Source organism: Sphingobium sp. TomTYG46, from assembly GCF_055396345.1.
In genome coordinates, this window is the sequence record NZ_AP027324.1 from 850,450 (window position 1) to 869,580 (window position 19,131).

Annotated in this window: 17 protein-coding genes and 1 tRNA gene; 13 read left to right on the plus strand and 5 right to left on the minus strand. The window is 61.3% G+C overall.

From position 1 onward, the window contains the following. Positions 1-62 precede the first annotated feature (62 nt). From scpA to alr, 5 genes are all read left to right on the plus strand, one after another. A complete protein-coding gene (gene scpA, locus ACZ5YV_RS04370) occupies positions 63-2,216 on the plus strand; it encodes a methylmalonyl-CoA mutase (protein WP_464788744.1) in 2,154 nt (717 codons plus the stop codon). Then, entirely contained in the window at positions 2,213-3,214 is a 1,002-nt protein-coding gene (bioB, locus tag ACZ5YV_RS04375; RefSeq protein ID WP_464788745.1) for a biotin synthase BioB, read from the plus strand. Before scpA ends, bioB begins: the two co-directional genes overlap by 4 nt. Further along, the gene (locus ACZ5YV_RS04380) at positions 3,211-3,471 is read left to right on the plus strand and encodes a hypothetical protein (RefSeq protein WP_464788746.1); all 261 of its coding nucleotides are present in this window, start codon (positions 3,211-3,213) and stop codon (positions 3,469-3,471) included. The genes bioB and ACZ5YV_RS04380 overlap by 4 nt, the downstream gene beginning before the upstream one ends. Before the next feature lie 6 nt (positions 3,472-3,477). Further along, a complete protein-coding gene (locus ACZ5YV_RS04385) occupies positions 3,478-5,463 on the plus strand; it encodes an acetyl-CoA carboxylase biotin carboxylase subunit (RefSeq protein WP_464788747.1) in 1,986 nt (661 codons plus the stop codon). 248 nt (positions 5,464-5,711) lie between these two features. Then, positions 5,712-6,758 (plus strand): alanine racemase, encoded by a 1,047-nt coding sequence (gene alr / locus ACZ5YV_RS04390; RefSeq protein ID WP_464788748.1) that lies wholly within the window; start codon positions 5,712-5,714, stop codon positions 6,756-6,758. A gap of 48 nt (positions 6,759-6,806) precedes the next feature. Here alr and ACZ5YV_RS04395 read toward each other — a convergent pair whose 3' ends face one another. After that, the gene (locus ACZ5YV_RS04395) at positions 6,807-7,979 is read right to left on the minus strand and encodes an acetyl-CoA C-acetyltransferase (RefSeq protein WP_464788749.1); all 1,173 of its coding nucleotides are present in this window, start codon (positions 7,977-7,979) and stop codon (positions 6,807-6,809) included. A gap of 45 nt (positions 7,980-8,024) precedes the next feature. Then, positions 8,025-9,113: an alpha/beta fold hydrolase gene (locus tag ACZ5YV_RS04400; RefSeq protein ID WP_464788750.1), complete on the minus strand. Its 1,089-nt coding sequence runs from the start codon at positions 9,111-9,113 to the stop codon at positions 8,025-8,027. Here ACZ5YV_RS04400 and phaR point away from each other — a divergent pair. Together phaR and proS are read left to right on the plus strand one after the other, a co-directional pair. Next, positions 9,112-9,702, plus strand: a complete 591-nt coding sequence (gene phaR, locus ACZ5YV_RS04405; protein WP_464788751.1) for a polyhydroxyalkanoate synthesis repressor PhaR — start codon at positions 9,112-9,114, stop codon at positions 9,700-9,702. The two genes, ACZ5YV_RS04400 and phaR, sit on opposite strands and share 2 nt — an antisense overlap. Before the next feature lie 81 nt (positions 9,703-9,783). Further along, a complete protein-coding gene (proS, locus tag ACZ5YV_RS04410) occupies positions 9,784-11,310 on the plus strand; it encodes a proline--tRNA ligase (RefSeq protein ID WP_464788752.1) in 1,527 nt (508 codons plus the stop codon). 147 nt (positions 11,311-11,457) lie between these two features. Here proS and hslU read toward each other — a convergent pair whose 3' ends face one another. After that, a complete protein-coding gene (hslU, locus tag ACZ5YV_RS04415) occupies positions 11,458-12,759 on the minus strand; it encodes an ATP-dependent protease ATPase subunit HslU (RefSeq protein ID WP_464788753.1) in 1,302 nt (433 codons plus the stop codon). A gap of 138 nt (positions 12,760-12,897) precedes the next feature. Continuing rightward, complete coding sequence (gene hslV / locus ACZ5YV_RS04420) at positions 12,898-13,440, minus strand: ATP-dependent protease subunit HslV (RefSeq protein ID WP_464789144.1); 543 nt, start codon at positions 13,438-13,440, stop codon at positions 12,898-12,900. A 199-nt stretch (positions 13,441-13,639) separates the two neighbouring features. Here hslV and ACZ5YV_RS04425 point away from each other — a divergent pair, with 199 nt between their 5' ends. After that, complete coding sequence (locus ACZ5YV_RS04425) at positions 13,640-13,828, plus strand: hypothetical protein (protein WP_464788754.1); 189 nt, start codon at positions 13,640-13,642, stop codon at positions 13,826-13,828. Between the two features lie 28 nt (positions 13,829-13,856). Here ACZ5YV_RS04425 and ACZ5YV_RS04430 read toward each other — a convergent pair whose 3' ends face one another. Beyond that, the gene (locus tag ACZ5YV_RS04430; protein ID WP_097091531.1) at positions 13,857-13,982 is read right to left on the minus strand and encodes an entericidin A/B family lipoprotein; all 126 of its coding nucleotides are present in this window, start codon (positions 13,980-13,982) and stop codon (positions 13,857-13,859) included. A 137-nt stretch (positions 13,983-14,119) separates the two neighbouring features. Here ACZ5YV_RS04430 and ACZ5YV_RS04435 point away from each other — a divergent pair. The 5 genes from ACZ5YV_RS04435 (at position 14,120) to ACZ5YV_RS04455 (ending at position 19,128) form a co-directional block, all read left to right on the plus strand. Further along, a tRNA-Val gene (locus ACZ5YV_RS04435) sits at positions 14,120-14,194 on the plus strand. A gap of 113 nt (positions 14,195-14,307) precedes the next feature. Next, positions 14,308-16,542, plus strand: coding sequence for a S9 family peptidase (locus ACZ5YV_RS04440; protein ID WP_464788755.1), 2,235 nt, complete (start codon positions 14,308-14,310; stop codon positions 16,540-16,542). 98 nt (positions 16,543-16,640) lie between these two features. Further along, positions 16,641-17,666 carry an aspartate-semialdehyde dehydrogenase gene (locus ACZ5YV_RS04445; protein WP_464788756.1) on the plus strand — a complete coding sequence of 342 codons (1,026 nt, stop codon included), beginning with the start codon at positions 16,641-16,643 and terminating at the stop codon, positions 17,664-17,666. Positions 17,667-17,674: 8 nt separating this feature from the next. Next, positions 17,675-18,364 (plus strand): DUF2238 domain-containing protein, encoded by a 690-nt coding sequence (locus ACZ5YV_RS04450; protein ID WP_464788757.1) that lies wholly within the window; start codon positions 17,675-17,677, stop codon positions 18,362-18,364. A 2-nt stretch (positions 18,365-18,366) separates the two neighbouring features. Then, the gene (locus ACZ5YV_RS04455; protein ID WP_464788758.1) at positions 18,367-19,128 is read left to right on the plus strand and encodes an alpha/beta fold hydrolase; all 762 of its coding nucleotides are present in this window, start codon (positions 18,367-18,369) and stop codon (positions 19,126-19,128) included. The last annotated feature ends 3 nt before the right edge of the window (positions 19,129-19,131 follow it).

A 19,131-nucleotide genomic window follows, 5' to 3' on the forward strand; every position in this document is an offset into this window, starting at 1 on the left:
GACAAGCCGCCAAGCCTGCGTATCCTCTCCCGCCCGCGGGAGAGGAATAAGGGTAGGGACAAATGACCGACAAGCCGACGCTGGATCAGTGGGCCACCGCCGCCGCCAAGGAAGTGAAGGGCAAGGATTTGAACTGGGAGACCCCGGAAGGGATCACCGTCAAGCCGCTCTATACTGCCGAGGACGTGACCGTCGATCCCGGTCTGCCCGGTTTCGCGCCCTTCACTCGTGGCGTGCGCGCATCCATGTATGCGGGCCGTCCCTGGACCGTCCGGCAATATGCGGGTTTCTCGACCGCCGAGGAATCCAACGCCTTCTACCGCCGTAACCTGGCTGCGGGGCAGAAGGGTCTTTCGGTCGCTTTCGACCTCGCCACTCATCGCGGCTATGACAGCGACCATCCGCGCGTGGTGGGTGACGTCGGCAAGGCGGGCGTGGCGATCGACAGTGTCGAGGATATGAAGATCCTTTTCGACGGCATTCCGCTCGACAAGATGTCGGTCAGCATGACCATGAACGGCGCGGTGATCCCGATCCTCGCCTTCTTCATCGTCGCGGGTGAGGAGCAGGGGGTCGAGCGCAAGCTGCTGGACGGAACCATTCAGAATGACATTCTGAAGGAGTTCATGGTCCGCAACACCTATATCTACCCGCCTGAACCCAGCATGCGGATCATCTCCGACATTTTCGGCTACACCTCGCGTGAGATGCCCAAGTTCAACAGCATCTCCATTTCCGGCTATCACATGCAGGAAGCCGGGGCGACGCAGGTGCAGGAACTGGCCTTCACCATCGCGGATGGCGCTGAATATGTGCGCTACGGCGTGGCGAGCGGCCTCGACATCGACAAATTTGCGGGGCGTTTGAGCTTCTTCTTCGCCATCGGCATGAATTTCTTCATGGAGATCGCCAAGCTGCGCGCCGCGCGCGTATTGTGGCACCGCGTCATGACCCAGCTCGGCGCGAAGGACGAGCGTAGCAAGATGCTGCGCACCCATTGCCAGACGTCGGGCGTTTCGCTGACCGAGCAGGACCCCTATAACAACGTCATGCGCACCACCATCGAAGCGATGGCGGCGATGCTGGGCGGCACGCAGTCGCTGCACACCAACGCGCTGGATGAGGCGATCGCGCTGCCGACCGACTTTTCGGCCCGCATCGCGCGCAACACGCAGATCGTCATCCAGGAAGAGACCGGCATGTGCAACGTCGTCGATCCGCTGGGTGGCTCCTATTATATCGAAGCGTTGACCCAGCAACTGGTCGATGCGGCGCAGGAAATCATCGACCGTGTGGAATCCGAAGGCGGCATGGCGAAGGCCGTCGCGGCAGGCTGGCCCAAGGCGATGATCGAAACCGCCGCCGCCGCCCGTCAGGCTCGCGTGGATCGGGGTGAGGACGTCATCGTCGGCGTCAACAAATATCGCCTCGCCAACGAAGACCTGCTGGAAACGCTGGAGGTCGATAACAGCAAGGTCCGCGAAGCACAGATCGCCCGCATCAACCGGGTCAAGGCCGAGCGTGACGAGGTCGCCTGTCAGGCCGCGCTCGAATCGCTGCGTCAGGCCGCTGCCGGGCCGCAGTCGATCGAGAACAACCTCCTCGCCCATGCGGTCGAAGCGGCGCGCGCCCGCGCCACGCTGGGCGAAATTTCCTCCGCGATGGAGGACAGCTTCGATCGCTACGGCACAGTGCCGACGCCGGTGAAGGGCGTCTATGGCAAGCCCTATGCGCAGGATAGCCGGTGGAAACAAGTTCTTGACGGCGTGCAGGCCGTCGAGCGGCGCCTCGGTCGCAAACCGAAACTTCTCATCGCCAAGATGGGACAGGACGGCCACGACCGGGGCGCCAATGTGATTGCTTCCGCTTTCGGGGACATGGGTTTTGACATCGTATCCGGCCCGCTGTTCCAGACGCCGGAGGAAACGGTCGTGCTGGCGCTGGATAGCGGCGTGGACGTGGTGGGTGCTTCGTCACTGGCTGCTGGGCACAAGACGTTGATCCCCGAACTCATCCGGCAGTTGCGCGAAAAGGGCCGCAACGACATCAAGGTGATCGCAGGCGGCGTCATCCCGCCGCAGGATTATGACTATCTCCGTGACGCGGGCGTGCAGGGCATTTATGGACCCGGTTCCAATGTCGTGGAATGCGCCGCTGACGTGCTGCGCCTCCTCGGCCACAACATGCCCCCGGCGGGGCTGGAGGAAGCCGCTTGACCACCGCTACACCCCGCACTGATTGGACCCGCGACGAGATTGCCGCGCTGTTCGACCTGCCCTTCAACGACCTGATGTTCGAAGCGCAATCGATCCATCGCGCGAACCATCCGCGCAATGAAGTGCAGCTGTCGACCCTGCTGTCGATCAAGACCGGTGGCTGCCCAGAAGATTGCGGCTATTGCAGCCAGTCGACCGAGGCGGACAGCGGCCTGAAGGCCACCAAGCTGATGGACGTGCAGGCCGTGCTTCAGTCGGCGGCACAGGCGAAGGACCATGGATCGGGCCGTTTCTGCATGGGGGCTGCATGGCGCAACCCCAAGGAACGGGACATGCCCAAGCTCATCGAAATGGTGAAGGGCGTGCGCCAGATGGGCATGGAAACCTGCATGACGCTGGGCATGCTGTCGTCCGATCAGGCGAAGCAGCTCGCAGATGCTGGGCTGGATTATTACAACCATAATATCGACACATCGCCGGAAAATTACGCGAACGTCATCACGACCCGGACTTTCGAGGATCGGATCGAGACGCTGGAAAATGTCCGCGATGCGGGCATCAACGTGTGCTGCGGCGGGATCGTCGGCATGGGGGAGACGCGCTCCGACCGCATCGGTTTCCTCCATGCGCTTGGCACCATGCCGCATCCTGAAAGCGTGCCGATCAACGCGTTGGTGCCGGTGGCCGGGACCGTGCTGGGCGACATGTTGAAGGACACGCCGCTCGCGAAGATCGATGAGGTGGAGTTCGTGCGTACCGTCGCCGTGGCACGGATCGTCATGCCGCAATCGATGGTGCGCCTCTCCGCTGGACGCGAGAGCATGAGCGAGGCGTGTCAGGCGCTTTGCTTCATGGCGGGCGCGAACAGCATCTTCACCGGCGACAAGTTGCTGACGGCGGCCAATGCCGGGGATGACAAGGATAGCGCGCTGCTCTCCAAGCTCGGGTTGACGCCAATGATGGCGCAGCCGCACGGGCATCTGGAAGCGGCTGAGTGAGACGAGAGCCGCTTAAGTATATTTTTTTAGCATTCCTGATGGCAGCAGGGATGTTCGAAGTTTTCCTACTATTCTCTGGCGACCGTGTCCTACTGGACGAAGAGTATTTCCCTGAGCACCCCGCTATTATCGGTTCCGCGATTCATGCTGATGAAGCAAAGTTTCTATGTACTTATTTTACGGGCAGGAAACGGGTGCATAAAGAACTGTCGGCGCAGCAATATGATGAATGCCCTTTTATTTGGAATGAAGGCTGAGCAATAATGGCAATCACCAAGATCCTGATCGCGAACCGTGGCGAAATCGCCTGCCGCGTCATCCGCACCGCGCGGAAGATGGGCATCAAGACCGTTGCGGTCTATTCCGATGCGGACTCCCGTGCGCCCCACGTGCTGATGGCCGATGAAGCCGTGCATATCGGCCCGTCGCCCGCCGCGCAGTCCTATTTGATCGCCGAAAAGATCATTCAGGCATGCAAGGATACCGGCGCGGATGCAGTGCATCCCGGCTATGGTTTCCTGTCGGAGCGTGAGAGCTTCCGCAAAGCGCTGGACGCAGAAGGCATCATCTTCGTAGGCCCGCCCGCCAATGCCATTGCCGCGATGGGCGACAAGATCGAATCCAAGAAGCTTGCCATGGAAGCGGGCGTCAATGTCGTCCCCGGCTATGTCGGCGTGATCGAGGATACGGAGCATGCCGTGCGCATCTCAAACGAGATCGGCTATCCGGTGATGATGAAGGCTTCGGCCGGCGGCGGCGGCAAGGGAATGCGCCTGGCCTACAGCGAGCAGGATGTCCGCGAAGGCTTTGAGGCGACCAAGCGCGAGGGGCTGAACAGCTTCGGCGATGACCGCGTGTTCATCGAGAAGTTCATCGAAAGCCCGCGCCATATCGAAATCCAGGTACTGGGCGACCAGCACGGCAACATCGTCTACCTTAACGAACGCGAATGCTCTATCCAGCGCCGCCACCAGAAGGTGGTCGAGGAAGCGCCTTCGCCGTTCGTGTCCCCGGAAATGCGCAAGAAAATGGGCGACCAGTGCGTCGCGCTGGCGCGCGCGGTCGGCTATTTCAGCGCGGGCACGGTCGAACTGATCGTGTCGGGTGAGGACAAGACCGGCGATGGCTTCTACTTCCTGGAGATGAACACCCGGCTACAGGTCGAGCATCCGGTGACCGAAGAGATCACCGGCGTCGATCTGGTCGAGCAGATGATCCGTGTCGCCAATGGCGAGGAACTGAGCTTCCGTCAGGAAGATGTGAAGATCAATGGCTGGTCGATCGAAAACCGCGTCTATGCCGAAGATCCTTATCGGGGCTTCCTGCCGTCCACCGGGCGACTGATCCGTTACAATCCACCTGAAACCGGCAATGGCGTCCGCGTGGACGACGGTGTGGTCGAAGGCGGCGAAGTGTCGATGTTCTATGACCCGATGATCGCCAAGCTGATCACTTGGGCGCCGACCCGCCTGGAAGCCATCGACAAGCAGATCACGGCGCTCGACCAGTTCGAAATTGAAGGTCCGGGCCACAATATCGATTTCGTGTCAGCGCTGATGCAGCATGAACGTTTCCGTTCGGGCAATATCACGACCGGCTTCATCGCGGAGGAATATCCAGAGGGTTTCACCGGCGCGCCCGCGTCCGAAACCTTGCTGAAGCGCTTGGCCGCGATTGGCGCTTTTGCAGCGATGGCGCAGGCCGATCGTGCCCGCCGCATCGACGGGCAGCTTGGGAAGAAGCTCCGTGCACCGACGGGCTGGCAGGTCAAGATCGGCGATGTCGTGCATGATGTCTCCATCGATGGTGATGATGTGACCGTCGATGGCGAAGCGATCGACATGGCGCTGGAATATACGCCCGGCGACCGATTGATCGATGCGGAGTTCGGCGAGGAAGATCTGGCGGTCAAGATCGCGCCGGTTCGCGCCGGATTCATACTGACGACGCATGGCGCCAGCCACAAGCTGCGCATCCTGCCTGCCCACGCTGCGCCACACGCCAAGCATATGATCGAAAAGATCCCGCCGGACCTGTCGCGCTTCCTGATCTGCCCGATGCCGGGCCTGCTGGTCGCGTTGAACGTGAACGAAGGCGACAAGGTCGAGGCCGGTCAGCCGCTTGCCGTGATCGAGGCGATGAAGATGGAAAATATCCTGCGCGCTGCCAAAGCGGGCGTGGTGAAGAGCGTGTCGGCCGCGCAAGGCGAAAGCCTGCCGGTGGACGCGATCATCCTGGAACTGGAATAGGAAATTGGAGTTGGGCGCGGTGGGAATTCCCGTCCGCGCCCCAATTTGATGGATACCGGAACCCCGTGCGCCGTTAGCCGATAGGCGCTGCGTCAGGTTCGGTCTTTCAGGGGCCGATAGGCTGACCGCGATTGCATTACGGGTCCAGCTTTCAAAGGCTGTCACGTCGGCAATCGCTGAGCCCGGAGCAAGAAGCCGCGCCCGGGAAACCCTCGACGCCTGTACTGGATGCCGCTATCGCAACGGCGATGACCGCATTTACCGCTCCGCTGCGCCTTCGCCTTGATGGCGGCGCACTTGTGAATAACTGGCGCTGGTTGCAACGGCATAGCGGCGGCGCTGCATGTGGCGCCGCTATCAAGGCGAATGGATACGGCACCGGCGCGGTCGAGGTGATGCGCCGCCTGCTCGCTGCGGGCTGCCGGGACTTTTTCGTATCGAACTGGGCTGAAGCGGCTTTGCTGGAGCCGATGTTGCAGGATGGGATCAACCTGTCCGTATTCCACGGCGTGCGCGGCGAGGATATGCAAAGGGCGATCGCGTCACGCGCGCGGCCCGTTCTCTGCACGGCGGATCAGATCGCGCGGTGGAAGGCGGCAGGTGGAGGCGCCTGCGACGTGATGGTTGATACGGGCATGAACCGGCTCGGATTGGATTGGCGGAGTGACGTCGCGGCCGCTTTGGACGGGTTGACGGTCGATACGCTGCTCAGTCACCTCGCATCGGCCGATGAGGATACCGGGCTAAGCAAACTGCAACTTGATCGCTTCGGCGCCCTAAGGGGTGACGCTACAGCCCGCCGTTACAGCCTGGCGAACAGCGCGGGCATTTGCCTGGGGCAAGCCTATGCATTTGACCTGACGCGGCCGGGGCTGGCGCTTTATGGCGGCATCCCCAGAACCGAAGCCGCCGGAAACATCGCGCAAGTCGTCTTTCCGCAAGCGCAGGTGCTGCAACGGCGCCATGTGCCCGCAGGCGATGGGATAGGCTATAACGCGTTTCATATCGCCGAGCGCGACATGGAAATAGCTGTGTTGAATATCGGCTATGCGGACGGCTATTTGCGCTGCTTTTCCGGTCGAGGGATGGTTAGCGCGGGCGACGTTCAACTGCCGGTCGTGGGACGGGTTTCGATGGACCTCGTCGCGGTGGATGTCTCTGCGATGCCGTCGGTGTTGGAAGGGGATTGGCTCGACATCGCATATGACTTGCCTGCGACCGCTATGCTATCCGGCCTATCGCAATATGAATTGCTGACCGGCCTCGGTCCCCGTTACGATCGGATCTGGAAATAAGGATGTGGGGTAGGCCGCCGAACTCGATCCGGCGGCCCCATTCACCAACTATCTTTCGATGCACATGGCGACGCCCATGCCACCACCGATGCATAGTGTGGCGAGGCCCTTCTTCGCATCGCGCTTCTGCATTTCGTAAAGCAGCGTGGTCAGCACGCGCGCGCCCGACGCTCCAATCGGATGGCCGATGGCGATCGCGCCGCCGTTCACATTGACCTTTTCCGGGTCCCATCCCAGTTCCTGACCTACCGCCAGCGCCTGGGCCGCGAAAGCCTCGTTCGCTTCGATCAGGTCAAGGTCAGCCAGGGACCAACCCGCCCTGGCAAGCGCGTTGCGCGAAGCGGGGGCGGGGCCGATGCCCATGATGGCAGGATCAACCCCACAGGTGGCAAAGCCGGCAATACGCCCAAGAACGGCAGCGCCCCGCTGGGCGGCATCGGCTGCGGTCATGAGGACCAGTGCAGCAGCGCCGTCATTAATGCCACTGGCATTGCCTGCGGTTACGCTGCCGTCCTTCTTGAACGCGGGGCGCAGGCCCTGCATCGCTGCCAGCGTAGCGCCAGCGCGAATATATTCGTCGGCATCAACGATGGTATCGCCCTTGCGACCCTTCACTGTCACCGGGACGATCTCGTCCCTGAACCGGCCCGAAGCCCGCGCGGCTTCCGCCTTGTTCTGGCTTGCCACGGCGAATTCATCCTGCGCTTCGCGGCTGATCTGATAGCGCTCCGCCAGATTTTCGGCGGTCACGCCCATGTGGTAGTTGTTGAACGCATCGGTCAGGCCATCATGCGTCATCGTGTCGATGAATGAGACCGGACCCATCTTCGCCCCGCCGCGCAGATATTGCGCATGGGGAGCGAGCGACATGCTTTCCTGACCGCCCGCGATCATGATGCGGGCATCACCCGCCTTGATCGCCTGCGCCGCGAGCGCGACCGCGCGAAGACCCGATCCGCACAGTTGGTTAATGCCGATGGCGGTGCGTTCCACCGGAATTCCAGCGTTGACGGCGGCCTGACGTGCGGGGTTTTGCCCCTGCGCCGCGCTCAGGACCTGGCCCAATATGACCTCATCGACTTCCTCAGCCGCAACCCCGGCCTGATCAAGCGCCGCGATGATGGCGGTGCGTCCCAATTCATGCGCAGGCGTGGACCCGAATGCGCCCATGAAACTACCGACGGCGGTACGCTTTGCAGCGGTTATGACGATGTCTGACAAAGTCCTGTCCTCGATGAATGGTTTCAGTTCGCGGTTGCAATATCATCAACCTCCATGGGTTGAAAGCCATAGGGACAGCGGGTCCCAGAGCAGCTGACGGGCGTTGCTTCCGACGATCATCCCGACATGGCCGAGTTGCAATGTAAAGCCGTCAGCCAGTTCCGGCGCCGCGCTGGCCGGGACGATCCGGTCGGTGGCGGATCGGACGGAGAATGTCGGGCAGCGAAGGCTTTCAGGATCGACCGTCTTGCCATCGACTCGCCATTGCCGTTGGCCAGTGACATTGCGTCCGTAGAAGTTCTCGAACAGCTCCTGGCCTGCCGCGAAGGTCAGGGGGGATCCTCCGTTCGCCCAATCCTCCACGGCCAGGAAAGCGCGCTCTGCTTCAGAGTCTGGCTCCATTCCGGCGAACGCCGCATATTTCCGGATGGTGCGGGCTGGGTCCATCGCCCAGAAGCCTGATTGCAGCACTTCCATTGGCACATAGCCGAGCTGCTCGCTGGTGGCCTTCGCGCCGCGCCAGAGTGACGCGATGAGGTTGCGGTCGGCATCGGGAAAGCCATCAAATTGCCACGGCGCCGCGATGGTGGCGACGGCCTTCACCCCAGCAACGGCCGCCGCGCCCAGCGCAAGGCTGCCCCCCAGGCAATAGCCCACGAGAATGGGCGGGTGGGGGAGGGCTTCCAGCAGAGCAAGAAGGCGCTTCGTCACATGATGCTCAAGGTCAAGGTGCGCGTCCTCGGCGCGGGGGCTGCCCCAATCGACGAGATAGGCGTCATGTCCTGCTGCGGCCATGTGGCGCAGCATGGATCGCCCTTCCGACAGGTCAAGAACCTGTGGCGGGTTGATAAGTGAAGGGATGAAGACGACGGGCGCACGGCCATTTTCCGTGCCGTATCGCAGCAATCTGGCGCTTCCGGCCGCAGCAAAGACGGCGGGCGCCGGTGGCGGAGACGGCCGGGTGGCGTCCTGATATTTACGCAGACCTTGGAAAGCTGCCCGTCGCAGATCAGGGTCATGCTCCGTTTCCCGCCATAAAATGTCGAGAAAGAGGGGCAATGGCCGAGGGCCATGTTGCGGTGCGGTAACGCCTTGTGCTAATGCGGAATGTACAGGTGTGGGAGAGGAATCCATGGCCAAAACCAAGACCGCCAATGAATCAGAGCCGGTCATCATCAAGAAATATGCGAACAGGCGTCTCTATAACACGGAAACGTCCAGTTACATCACTCTTGATCTGCTGTCGCAAATGACTCGTGAGGGGCGCGAGTTCGTGGTCGTGGATGCCAAGACCGGGGAGGACATTACGCATAATGTCCTCACGCAAATCATCATGGAGGAAGAGCAGCGGGGCAAGAACATGCTGCCCGTCAACTTCCTGCGCCAGCTGATCGCCATGTATGGCGATTCCATGCAGTCGATGGTGCCGCAATATCTGGAAGAGTCGATGAACGCGTTCCGCAAGAACCAGATGCAGTTTCAGGAAGCGATGAAGGGCGCCTTTGGCGGTGGCCCGCTGGCGGAGATCGCCAAGCGCAACATGCAGATGTTCGAAGCCGCGGCCAATGCCTTCGGCAACGTGCCCGGAATGCCCACGATGCCGGGGATGCCGGGCGCATCGGCGCCTGCGCAGCCTACCTCCGAAAGCAGCAAGGACGACGAGATCGCGAATTTGAAGGCGCAGCTTTCTGCCCTGAATGCGAAGATCGACAAGCTGGGCTGAGCCCGCGCGTTCGGGGTCGACGGGACGGCGCGCTTCGCCTATGGCGCGCCATCCTTTAAGTCGAAGAACAAGGCCGGACCCGTGAAGCACGCCCTTTCCGTTACCCGCGAACAGGATTTCGCCGCCTGGTATCAGGCCGTCGTTAGCGAAGCCGACATGGCCGAGGAAAGCGGCGTTCGCGGTTGCATGGTCATTCGGCCATGGGGCTACGGCATCTGGGAACGGATGCAGAAGTTGCTGGACGAGCGGATCAAGGCAACCGGCCACGAAAATTGCTACTTCCCGCTCTTCATCCCGCTTTCCTATTTCGAAAAGGAAGCGGAGCATGTGGACGGCTTTGCCAAGGAAATGGCGGTCGTCACGCATCACCGGTTGATCCAGAAAGACGGCAAGCTGGTGCCCGATCCCGAAGCGAAGCTGGAAGAACCGCTGGTGGTTCGTCCCACTTCGGAAACGGTGATAGGCGCGGCTTTTTCCCGCTGGGTGCAAAGCTGGCGCGACCTGCCGGTGCTGATCAACCAATGGGCCAATGTGGTCCGCTGGGAAATGCGCACGCGCATGTTCCTGCGCACTGCCGAGTTCCTCTGGCAGGAAGGGCATACGGCGCACGCCACCGTCGATGAGGCTATGGAAGAGACGATGAAGATGCTGGAAGTCTATCGCAGCTTCGCCGAAGAGTGCGTCGCGCTGCCGGTGGTCGCTGGCGAGAAGCCGGAGAATGAACGCTTCCCCGGTGCTGTCGCGACCTATTCGATCGAAGCGATGATGCAGGATGGCAAGGCGCTTCAGGCCGGCACGTCGCATTTCCTCGGCACGACTTTTTCGCGGGCGCAGAACATCAAGTTCCAGAATGCCGAAGGGCAACAGGAACTGGCGCAGACGACCAGTTGGGGCATGTCGACCCGCATGATCGGCGGCCTCATCATGGTGCATGGCGATGATGACGGTCTGCGCGTGCCGCCCCGCCTTGCGCCCTATCAGATCGTGGTAGTGCCGATGCTGCGCGACAATGACGAGGATGCCGCGATCCTGAATTATTGCGCCGATCTGGTCGCCGAGTTGAACAAGCAGGACGTATTCCGCGAGCCCGTCCGCGCGCTTCTGGACAAGCGGCCCGCAAAGGCTGCCAACAAGCGGTGGGGCTGGGTAAAGAAGGGTGCGCCGATCGTGATCGAGGTGGGTGGCCGCGACGTTGCGGGTGGGAACGTATCGGTTCTGCGCCGCGATCGCCTTTATCGTGATGATGGGAAGCTCGACAGCCAGATCGTCGCAAAGGGCAATTTCCTGACCGCTGCGACCGGCATGCTGGAGGAGATTCAGCAGGCTCTGTTCGCCGATGCGCAGGCCCGGCTGCATGGTAATATCGACAAGTCGATTATGTCGCTGGACGCGCTCAAAGCCTATTTTGCTGCGAGCAAGAAGCAGGGCTGGGCGCTGGTGCAATGGGCCAAGCCCACGGGTCCGGCGCTCGACAAGGTGATCGAGTGGCTGAAGGGTGAGAAGCTGACCCTGCGCAACGTGCCGCTGGATGCGGACGCTGCTGATGGTGAATGCATCTTCACCGGCGAGAAGGCGGTGGAGCGAGTCCTGGTTGGGCGCAGTTACTGAACCTAAAAACGCCCCTCCCTTCCAAGGGAGGGGATGGGGGTGGGTGCGCCGCGCTAGCGGCGCCCGCGCTCCGACGATAGGTAGACGGGCTCGCTTCGCTCGCGACCCACCCCAACCCCTCCCTTGAAAGGGAGGGGCTAGAGAGAACTACAGCACGTACTTGCTGAGGTCGGTGTTCCGCGCCACCTCACTAAGCTGCTTCTCGACATAAGCCGCATCGACCACCAGCGTTTCGCCCTGACGATCCTCGGCTTCGAAGCTCACATCCTCCAGCAGCTTTTCCATGACGGTCTGGAGGCGGCGGGCGCCGATATTCTCGATTTCGCCATTCACCTCGGCAGCGATCTTCGCGACCGCGCGAATGCCATCGGGCGTCAGGTCGATCGTGACGCCTTCGGTTGCCAACAGTGCGCGATACTGCGCAACAAGGCTCGCCTTGGTGTCGGACAGGATCGAGACAAAATCATCCTCCGTCAGCGCCTTCAACTCGACACGGATCGGCAGCCGCCCTTGAAGCTCCGGCAGCAGGTCGCTGGGCTTCGCGACGTGGAAAGCACCCGATGCAATGAACAGGATGTGATCCGTCTTTAGCGGGCCATATTTGGTCGATACCGTCGTTCCCTCGATCAGCGGCAACAGGTCGCGCTGCACGCCTTCGCGGCTGACGGAACCGCCGCGCACATCGCTGACGGCGATCTTGTCGATCTCATCGAGGAAGACGATGCCATTCTGCTCAGCGCTTGCGATTGCGACGCGGGCGACATCGTCCTGATCCAGCCGCTTGTCCTGCTCTTCTTCGACCAGCTTGTCCCAAGCCTCGGCTACGCGCAGCTTGCGGCGCTTCTTCTGGGTCTGGCCGAACGCCTTTGACATCATGTCGGACAGGTTGATCATGCCGACTTGACCGCCCATGCCGGGGATTTCCATCGGCATGGAGGGGCTATCGGCGACTTCCACCTCAACCTCGACATCGTTCATTTGGTCATTCTCGATCCGCTGGCGAAAGGAGAGGCGGGTCGCCTCGCTCGCTTCCTTGCCGGTGAGGGCGTCGAGCAGACGGTTCATCGCGGCCTCTGACGCAGCCTCCCGAACGGCTTCGCGGCGCCGATCCTTTTCCAGGCGCACCGCTTCCTCGACCAGATCGCGCACGATCTGTTCCACATCGCGGCCCACATAGCCGACCTCGGTGAACTTCGTCGCCTCAACCTTCACGAAGGGCGCGTCTGCGAGCTTGGCAAGGCGGCGGCTGATCTCCGTCTTGCCGCAGCCGGTGGGGCCGATCATCAGGATGTTCTTGGGCGTAACCTCATCGCGGAGATCGGGCGAGAGGCGCTGCCGACGCCAACGGTTGCGCAGCGCCACGGCAACGGCGCGCTTGGCGTCGGCCTGACCGATGATGTGCGCGTCGAGAGCAGAAACAATGGCCTTAGGTGTCAGATTGTCGTTCATCTTCTTCTCACTCCCCTCCCGCAAGCGGGAGGGGCCGGGGGGTGGGGGCGATTGCGAAAGCAATCGACTTCAACTTTTTAGGGACAGGGAAAAATGCCCACCCCAACCCCTCCCTTGGAAGGGAGGGGCTTTGATAGACTAGGTCACGCTCGCCAATTCTTCGATCACAAGCTGATCGTTGGTATAGACACAGATGTCCGCCGCCACGGCCATCGCCTTACGCGCAAGCGTCTCTGCATCTTCCTCATACTCAACAAGCGCGCGGGCTGCTGCGAGCGCGAAATTGCCGCCTGATCCAATAGCCGCCACGCCGCCGACCGGCTCCAGCACATCGCCATTGCCCGTCAGGATCAGCGTCACCTCCTTGTCGGCGACGATCATCATCGCTTCCAGATTGCGGAGATATTTGTCGGTGCGCCAGTCCTTGGCCAACTCCACGGCGGCGCGCATCAACTGCCCATTGTGCCGTTCCAGCTTCGCTTCAAGCCGCTCGAACAGGGTGAAAGCGTCAGCCGTCGCTCCAGCGAAACCGCCGATGACGGAGCCATCATGCAAGCGGCGAACCTTCCGGGCATTGGGCTTCATCACCGTCTGGCCCATGGAAACCTGGCCGTCACCGGCCACGATCACCTTCCCATTTTTTCGTACGGACATGATGGTGGTGCCGTGCCAGACGGGCATGGCGGAGGAGCGTTGGTCGTTCATGGCGCGGCATATGGGTGCGAATGGGCTACCGCGCAAGCATAGTAGCGGAGGGCGTTGGATCGTGTCATTTTCTGGACGGATTTATGACAATCCATTCAGGAACCGATCCCGGTCAATTGACTTTGTGCAGAGCAGCAAAGATCATGTGCGGACGGTGAATGGGAGGAAATTTCACATGTCTCTGAAAGCCAGAGCGCGAGAGAAGGTCGAGCGGGCAGGGATTTCCAACTATACCTTCGACCATGACGTCCTTGTGATGTGCGGTGTCCGCTACACCATCGCGGCATGCAACTGCGGCCAGCCGGATTGCGACGGCGTGAAGCTGGAAAGAAGCGTGGCCATGACTGACCGCGTCCTCCAATAATCAGTGTGAAGGTAGGGCTGACCTATCCTTACATCGCCCTCTCACCGGCCCGGCCGACCGATTCAATGTCCCGGCCAACGCCCTTGACCGTGTTGCAGGCCGCCAAGCTGGTGAGAAGAAGCCCAGTGATCATGAGGGCAATGGTCTGACGCATCGATAGTTACTCCCTTTTTCGTTCCTGCCACTAAACTTTCATGCCTAAAAGGCAATGTGCGCAATTTGCAACTCCCCGTCTAAGCCCGTCTTGACAGGAGCCGTAGCCGATGCCAATGGCCGCATCCTCCTTTCAGGGGGCGCGTAGCTCAGCGGTAGAGCACACCCTTCACACGGGTGGGGTCACAGGTTCAATCCCTGTCGCGCCCACCATGATCTTCAGATCATGGTGAGAAAGATTATGTCCCTGCATTGATCTTTTCGTCCGCTCCGCGTTAACTCGCGGCGATACATCCGGCTGTCTTGGCCGAGGCGAAAGGATAAGGATGTCATCACTGTTGAAGGGCAGCGCAGCCGCTCTTGCATTGCTCGCAAGTGCTGCCATCCCGGTTTCGGCACAGCAGACACTGACGCTGGAGCGCATCTTCGCCAATCCCGACCTGTCGGGGCCTCAGCTGCGAGCGCTGAAGCTCTCGCCAGATGGCAAGCTTGTCACGCTGCTCAAGCCCCGCGCGGACGAGAAGGAACGGCTGGACCTTTGGGCTATCGACAGCGCGACTGGGGCTGAGCGTATGCTGGTGGATTCAAGGAAGACCGGCAGCGGCGCCGAGCTTTCAGAAGCGGAAAAGATGCAGCGCGAACGGGACCGGTCGGTTGCAGGCAGCACCGGGATCGCCAGCTATGACTGGGCTCCCAATGGCAGGAGCATCCTCGTCCCGGTGGATGGCGATCTTTACCTTGCATCGCTTGATGGCCAGGTGTCGCGCTTGACCAACACTGCGAGCAGCGAACTGAATGGCGTGGTCAGTCCCAGGGGCGGCTTTGTCTCCTTCGTGCGCGACGGCAACCTCTTCGTGCAGCCGATCGGTGGGCGAGAGCGGCAGGTGACGCAGGGGGCGAGCGAGACGGTCAGCTGGGGCGTGGCCGAGTTCGTGGCGCAGGAGGAAATGGACCGACGCACCGGCTATTGGTGGTCGCCGGACGACCAGTTGATCGCGGTTGCTCGCGTGGATGAAGGACCGGTCGGTATCGTCACCCGCACGGCGATCGGCGGCGAAGGGACGAAGGTCTATCAGCAACGCTATCCCGCTGCGGGGACACCCAACGCGCTAGTCGACCTTTATGTCATGCGGCCGGATGGCAGTGGCCAAGTGAAGGTCGACCTTGGCGATGACGGCGACATCTATCTGGCTCGGGTCGATTGGTCCAAGGATGGCCGAACGCTCTATGTCCAGCGCCAGACCCGTGATCAGAAGCGGCTCGATCTGCTGGCGGTCGATCCTGTGACGGGTAAGTCCAGGATCGTGCTCACCGAAAGAGCGAGAAGCTGGATCAACCTCAGCAATAATTTCAAGCCGCTGAATGACGGCAGCTTCCTGTGGTGGTCGGAGAGGACGGGGCACGGCCATCTCTACGATGTTCGTGGCGGCAAGTGGGTCGCGCTGACCAGCGGCGCATGGGAAGTGCGGGACGTGGTGGCGGTCGATGAGCGTCAGGGCACCGTCTATTTTACCGGCAATCGCGAAACGCCTTTGGAGCAGCAGCTTTACGCAGGCTCCCTGTCGGGCAAGGGGCCGTTGCGGCAGTTGACCAGTAATGGCTGGTGGAACGATGCGGTGATGGACAGCGGCGCAACGCATCTGGTGATCTCTCGCAGCAATACGGACCAGCCCAGGCAAGTCTATCTGGCGGATGACAGCGGCAAGCGACTTCGGTGGCTGTCAGAAAATGCCATAACCGGGGATCACCCTTACGCCCCCTACCTCGCCAGCCACGCGAAAACCCGCTTCAGCACGATCAAGGCGGCGGATGGGTCAAAGCTCTATACGCGGATCATGACCCCGCCGCTGGAGCCGGGCAAGCAATACCCCGTCTTCATGTTGCATTATGGCGGGCCGGGCGCGGGAAGGGTCGTCACCAATCAATGGGGGTCGCCCGTTTATCAATATCTGGTGGATCGGGGCTGGATCGTCTTCGCAATCGATAACAGGGGCACGCCGGATCGCGGCAAGGCGTTCGAGGATCAATTATATCGTGCAATGGGCACGGTAGAAGTCGACGACCAGCTGAAGGGCGTCGAGTGGCTGAAAGCGCAGCCTTATGTCGATCCGCATCGGATCGCGACCTATGGTTGGTCCTATGGCGGCTATATGTCGGTCAAGCTGCTGGAAAAGGCGCCAGGCCTGTTCTCCGCCGCGATCGCGGGTGCTCCCGTAACTCGCTGGGAGCTTTATGACACGCATTATACCGAGCGCTATCTGGGCAAGCCGCAGGACCGGCCAAGCGCCTATCCGGCGTCCGGCGCCATCGACGATGCGGTAAAGATCAAGGACCCGATGCTGCTTATCCACGGGATGTCCGATGACAATGTCGTGTTCGACAACGCCACCGCCTTGATGGCCCGGATGCAGAGCGCCGCCGTACCGTTCGAGATGATGGTCTATCCTGGCCAGACACATCGGGTGGGCGGCCCCGGTGTCAGCATCCACCTGTGGCGCACGATCGAGGATTTCCTTCGCCGCAACGGAACCGCGCCCGAGGAGCCGCAGCCGGGTAAATAAGGGCTATCGGGCCGCAAAGCCGCTTCATGCTGGACAATTGCCGGGACAACGCTATGGCGCGCCCTTGCGCAATTTTGCATGGAGTGGAGTCTCTAGTCATGGGTTACAAGGTCGTCGTCGTTGGTGCCACGGGCAATGTGGGCCGCGAAATGCTGACCATTCTCGCCGAGCGCGAGTTCCCGATTGACGAGATCGCGGCGGTTGCTTCGCCCCGGTCGCAGGGCACCGAAATCGATTTTGGTGACACCGGCAAGACGCTCAAAGTCAAGAATATCGAGCATTTCGACTTCACGGGTTGGGACATCGCCCTGTTCGCCGCTGGCTCTGGCCCGACGGCTGAATATGCGCCCAAGGCTGCTGCGGCTGGCTGCGTGGTGATCGACAATTCGTCGCTCTACCGCATGGACCCGGATGTGCCGTTGATCGTCCCCGAAGTGAACCCGGACGCGATCGATGGCTACAAGAAGAAGAACATCATCGCGAACCCGAACTGCTCGACCGCGCAGATGGTCGTTGCGCTCAAGCCCCTCCATGACGCCGCGAAGATCAAGCGCGTCGTCGTGGCCACCTACCAGTCCGTTTCCGGTGCTGGCAAAGAGGGCATGGACGAACTGTTCGAACAGTCGCGCAACATCTTCGTGGGCGATCCGGCCGAGGCGAAGAAGTTCACCAAGCAGATCGCCTTCAACGTGATCCCGCATATCGACGTCTTCCTGGACGATGGTTCGACCAAGGAAGAATGGAAGATGGTCGCGGAAACGAAGAAGATTCTCGATCCCAAGGTGAAGGTGACCGCGACCTGCGTGCGCGTGCCCGTTTTCGTCGGTCACTCCGAAGCGCTGAACATCGAGTTCGAAAACGAGATTTCGGCCAAGGAAGCCCAGGACATCCTGCGTGAAGCGCCGGGCATCATGCTCGTCGACAAGCGCGAGGATGGCGGATACGTCACCCCCGTCGAGTGCGTGGGTGATTATGCCACCTTCATCAGCCGCGTCCGCGAGGATTCGACCATCGAAAATGGCCTGAACCTCTGGTGCGTCAGCGATAACCTCCGCAAGGGCGCGGCACTCAACGCCGTGCAGATCGCTGAACTGCTGGGCCGCCGCCACCTGAAGAAGGGCTGAGGCCCTCTATGATCTCCGGCGCTGCCGCTGTTTGGAAAAGCCTTCCGATAGCGCAGCGCCGGATGATCCTGCTGCTGATCGGCGCCATCGTCGCCGCCCAGATCAATCAGCCATTTCCCGAACTCGCGCCGTTACAGCATGGGCCGACGATCGCCCTCGCATTGGCTGCGCCGTGGCTCCTGCGCCGCTGGCCTCTGAGTAATGGCGCAGTGGGCTGCATCACCCTGTTCCTGCTCCTGCATACGTTGGGCGGACGCTACATCTATTCCTATGTGCCCTATGACGATTGGGCGCGCTCGATGACAGGCCATGATCTTTCGGGCACGTTTGGCTGGCAGCGCAATGGCTATGACCGGCTCGTCCATTTCGCTTTTGGTCTGCTTCTGACGCACCCGCTGGCGCAGATCGCGCGGCGGCGGGGCGGCGTGACATTGGGTTGGAGCCTGGCCTTCGGCTTCGTCACGATCGGCTTCATCAGCGCCCTTTATGAAAGTTTCGAATGGCTGCTGACGTTGATGGCGGAAGGAGAAACCGCTGACTGGTATAATGGCCAGCAAGGCGACGTCTGGGACCCGCAGAAGGACATGGCCGCCGCTCAGGTCGGTGCGCTAATCGCCCTGCTGATGCTTGGCCTACGCCGCCATCGACAAGGCGATGCCAAGGCCATATCGAGCAGCGTCGACACAGTGAGGGAGTGATCATGACCGGCCTTGAGCTAGAGAAAGTGGAAGTTGAGGGGCTGGGCGGTCTTCCCATTGCGGTGCATATCGCGGGGGAGGGACGCGACCTCGTCCTCATCCATGGCTATTTCTCCAACGCCTGGACCAATTGGATCCGTTACGGCCATGCCGAGCGGCTTGTGAAGGCTGGCTTCCGGTTGATCATGCCCGATCTGCGCGGACATGGCGAAAGCGGCAAACCGCATGATCCCGCCGCCTATCCGCCCGATGCCCTGACGGACGACAATCTGGCTGTCATCGACCAGTTGGACCTCACCGATTACGACCTGGGCGGCTATTCACTGGGCGCGCGGACGACGGTACGGATGCTGGCGCGCGGCGCAGCCCCGCGCCGGGTGATCCTCGCTGGCATGGGACTGCGCGGCCTCGTCAATACGCTCGACAAGGGCGGCTACTATCGCAACGTCCTCACCAACCTCGGCACGTTCGAGCGCGGTACGTCGGAATGGATGACGGAAGCCTTCCTGAAGACGACGAAGGGCGATCCGGTCGCGCTTCTGCATATCCTGAACACGTTCGTGGACACGTCGGCCGAAACGATCGCGACCTTCATGCAGCTGACCGAAGTCATCTGCGGCGTCGATGACCAGGACAACGGCGTGGCGCAGGAGCTTGTCGATACTCTGCCCAACGGCCGCTATGTTGAGATACCCGGCAATCACATGGCTGCGGTCACGAAGAAGGAATTGGGCGAGGCCATGGTGGAATTCCTGACCAGCTGACCC

What these genes read in the sequence shown, in the direction of transcription:
- ACZ5YV_RS04450 (WP_464788757.1), top strand. Translation starts at nt 17,675, where the DNA reads ATGATCTCCGGCGCTGCCGCTGTTTGGAAAAGCCTTCCGATAGCGCAG.
- hslU (WP_464788753.1), bottom strand. Translation starts at nt 12,759, where the DNA reads ATGAACGACAATCTGACACCTAAGGCCATTGTTTCTGCTCTCGACGCG.
- phaR (WP_464788751.1), top strand. Translation starts at nt 9,112, where the DNA reads ATGGCCAAAACCAAGACCGCCAATGAATCAGAGCCGGTCATCATCAAG.
- ACZ5YV_RS04445 (WP_464788756.1), top strand. Translation starts at nt 16,641, where the DNA reads ATGGGTTACAAGGTCGTCGTCGTTGGTGCCACGGGCAATGTGGGCCGC.
- ACZ5YV_RS04455 (WP_464788758.1), top strand. Translation starts at nt 18,367, where the DNA reads ATGACCGGCCTTGAGCTAGAGAAAGTGGAAGTTGAGGGGCTGGGCGGT.
- ACZ5YV_RS04385 (WP_464788747.1), top strand. Translation starts at nt 3,478, where the DNA reads ATGGCAATCACCAAGATCCTGATCGCGAACCGTGGCGAAATCGCCTGC.
- ACZ5YV_RS04430 (WP_097091531.1), bottom strand. Translation starts at nt 13,982, where the DNA reads ATGCGTCAGACCATTGCCCTCATGATCACTGGGCTTCTTCTCACCAGC.
- hslV (WP_464789144.1), bottom strand. Translation starts at nt 13,440, where the DNA reads ATGCCCGTCTGGCACGGCACCACCATCATGTCCGTACGAAAAAATGGG.
- alr (WP_464788748.1), top strand. Translation starts at nt 5,712, where the DNA reads ATGACCGCATTTACCGCTCCGCTGCGCCTTCGCCTTGATGGCGGCGCA.
- ACZ5YV_RS04400 (WP_464788750.1), bottom strand. Translation starts at nt 9,113, where the DNA reads ATGGATTCCTCTCCCACACCTGTACATTCCGCATTAGCACAAGGCGTT.
- ACZ5YV_RS04425 (WP_464788754.1), top strand. Translation starts at nt 13,640, where the DNA reads ATGTCTCTGAAAGCCAGAGCGCGAGAGAAGGTCGAGCGGGCAGGGATT.
- scpA (WP_464788744.1), top strand. Translation starts at nt 63, where the DNA reads ATGACCGACAAGCCGACGCTGGATCAGTGGGCCACCGCCGCCGCCAAG.
- ACZ5YV_RS04440 (WP_464788755.1), top strand. Translation starts at nt 14,308, where the DNA reads ATGTCATCACTGTTGAAGGGCAGCGCAGCCGCTCTTGCATTGCTCGCA.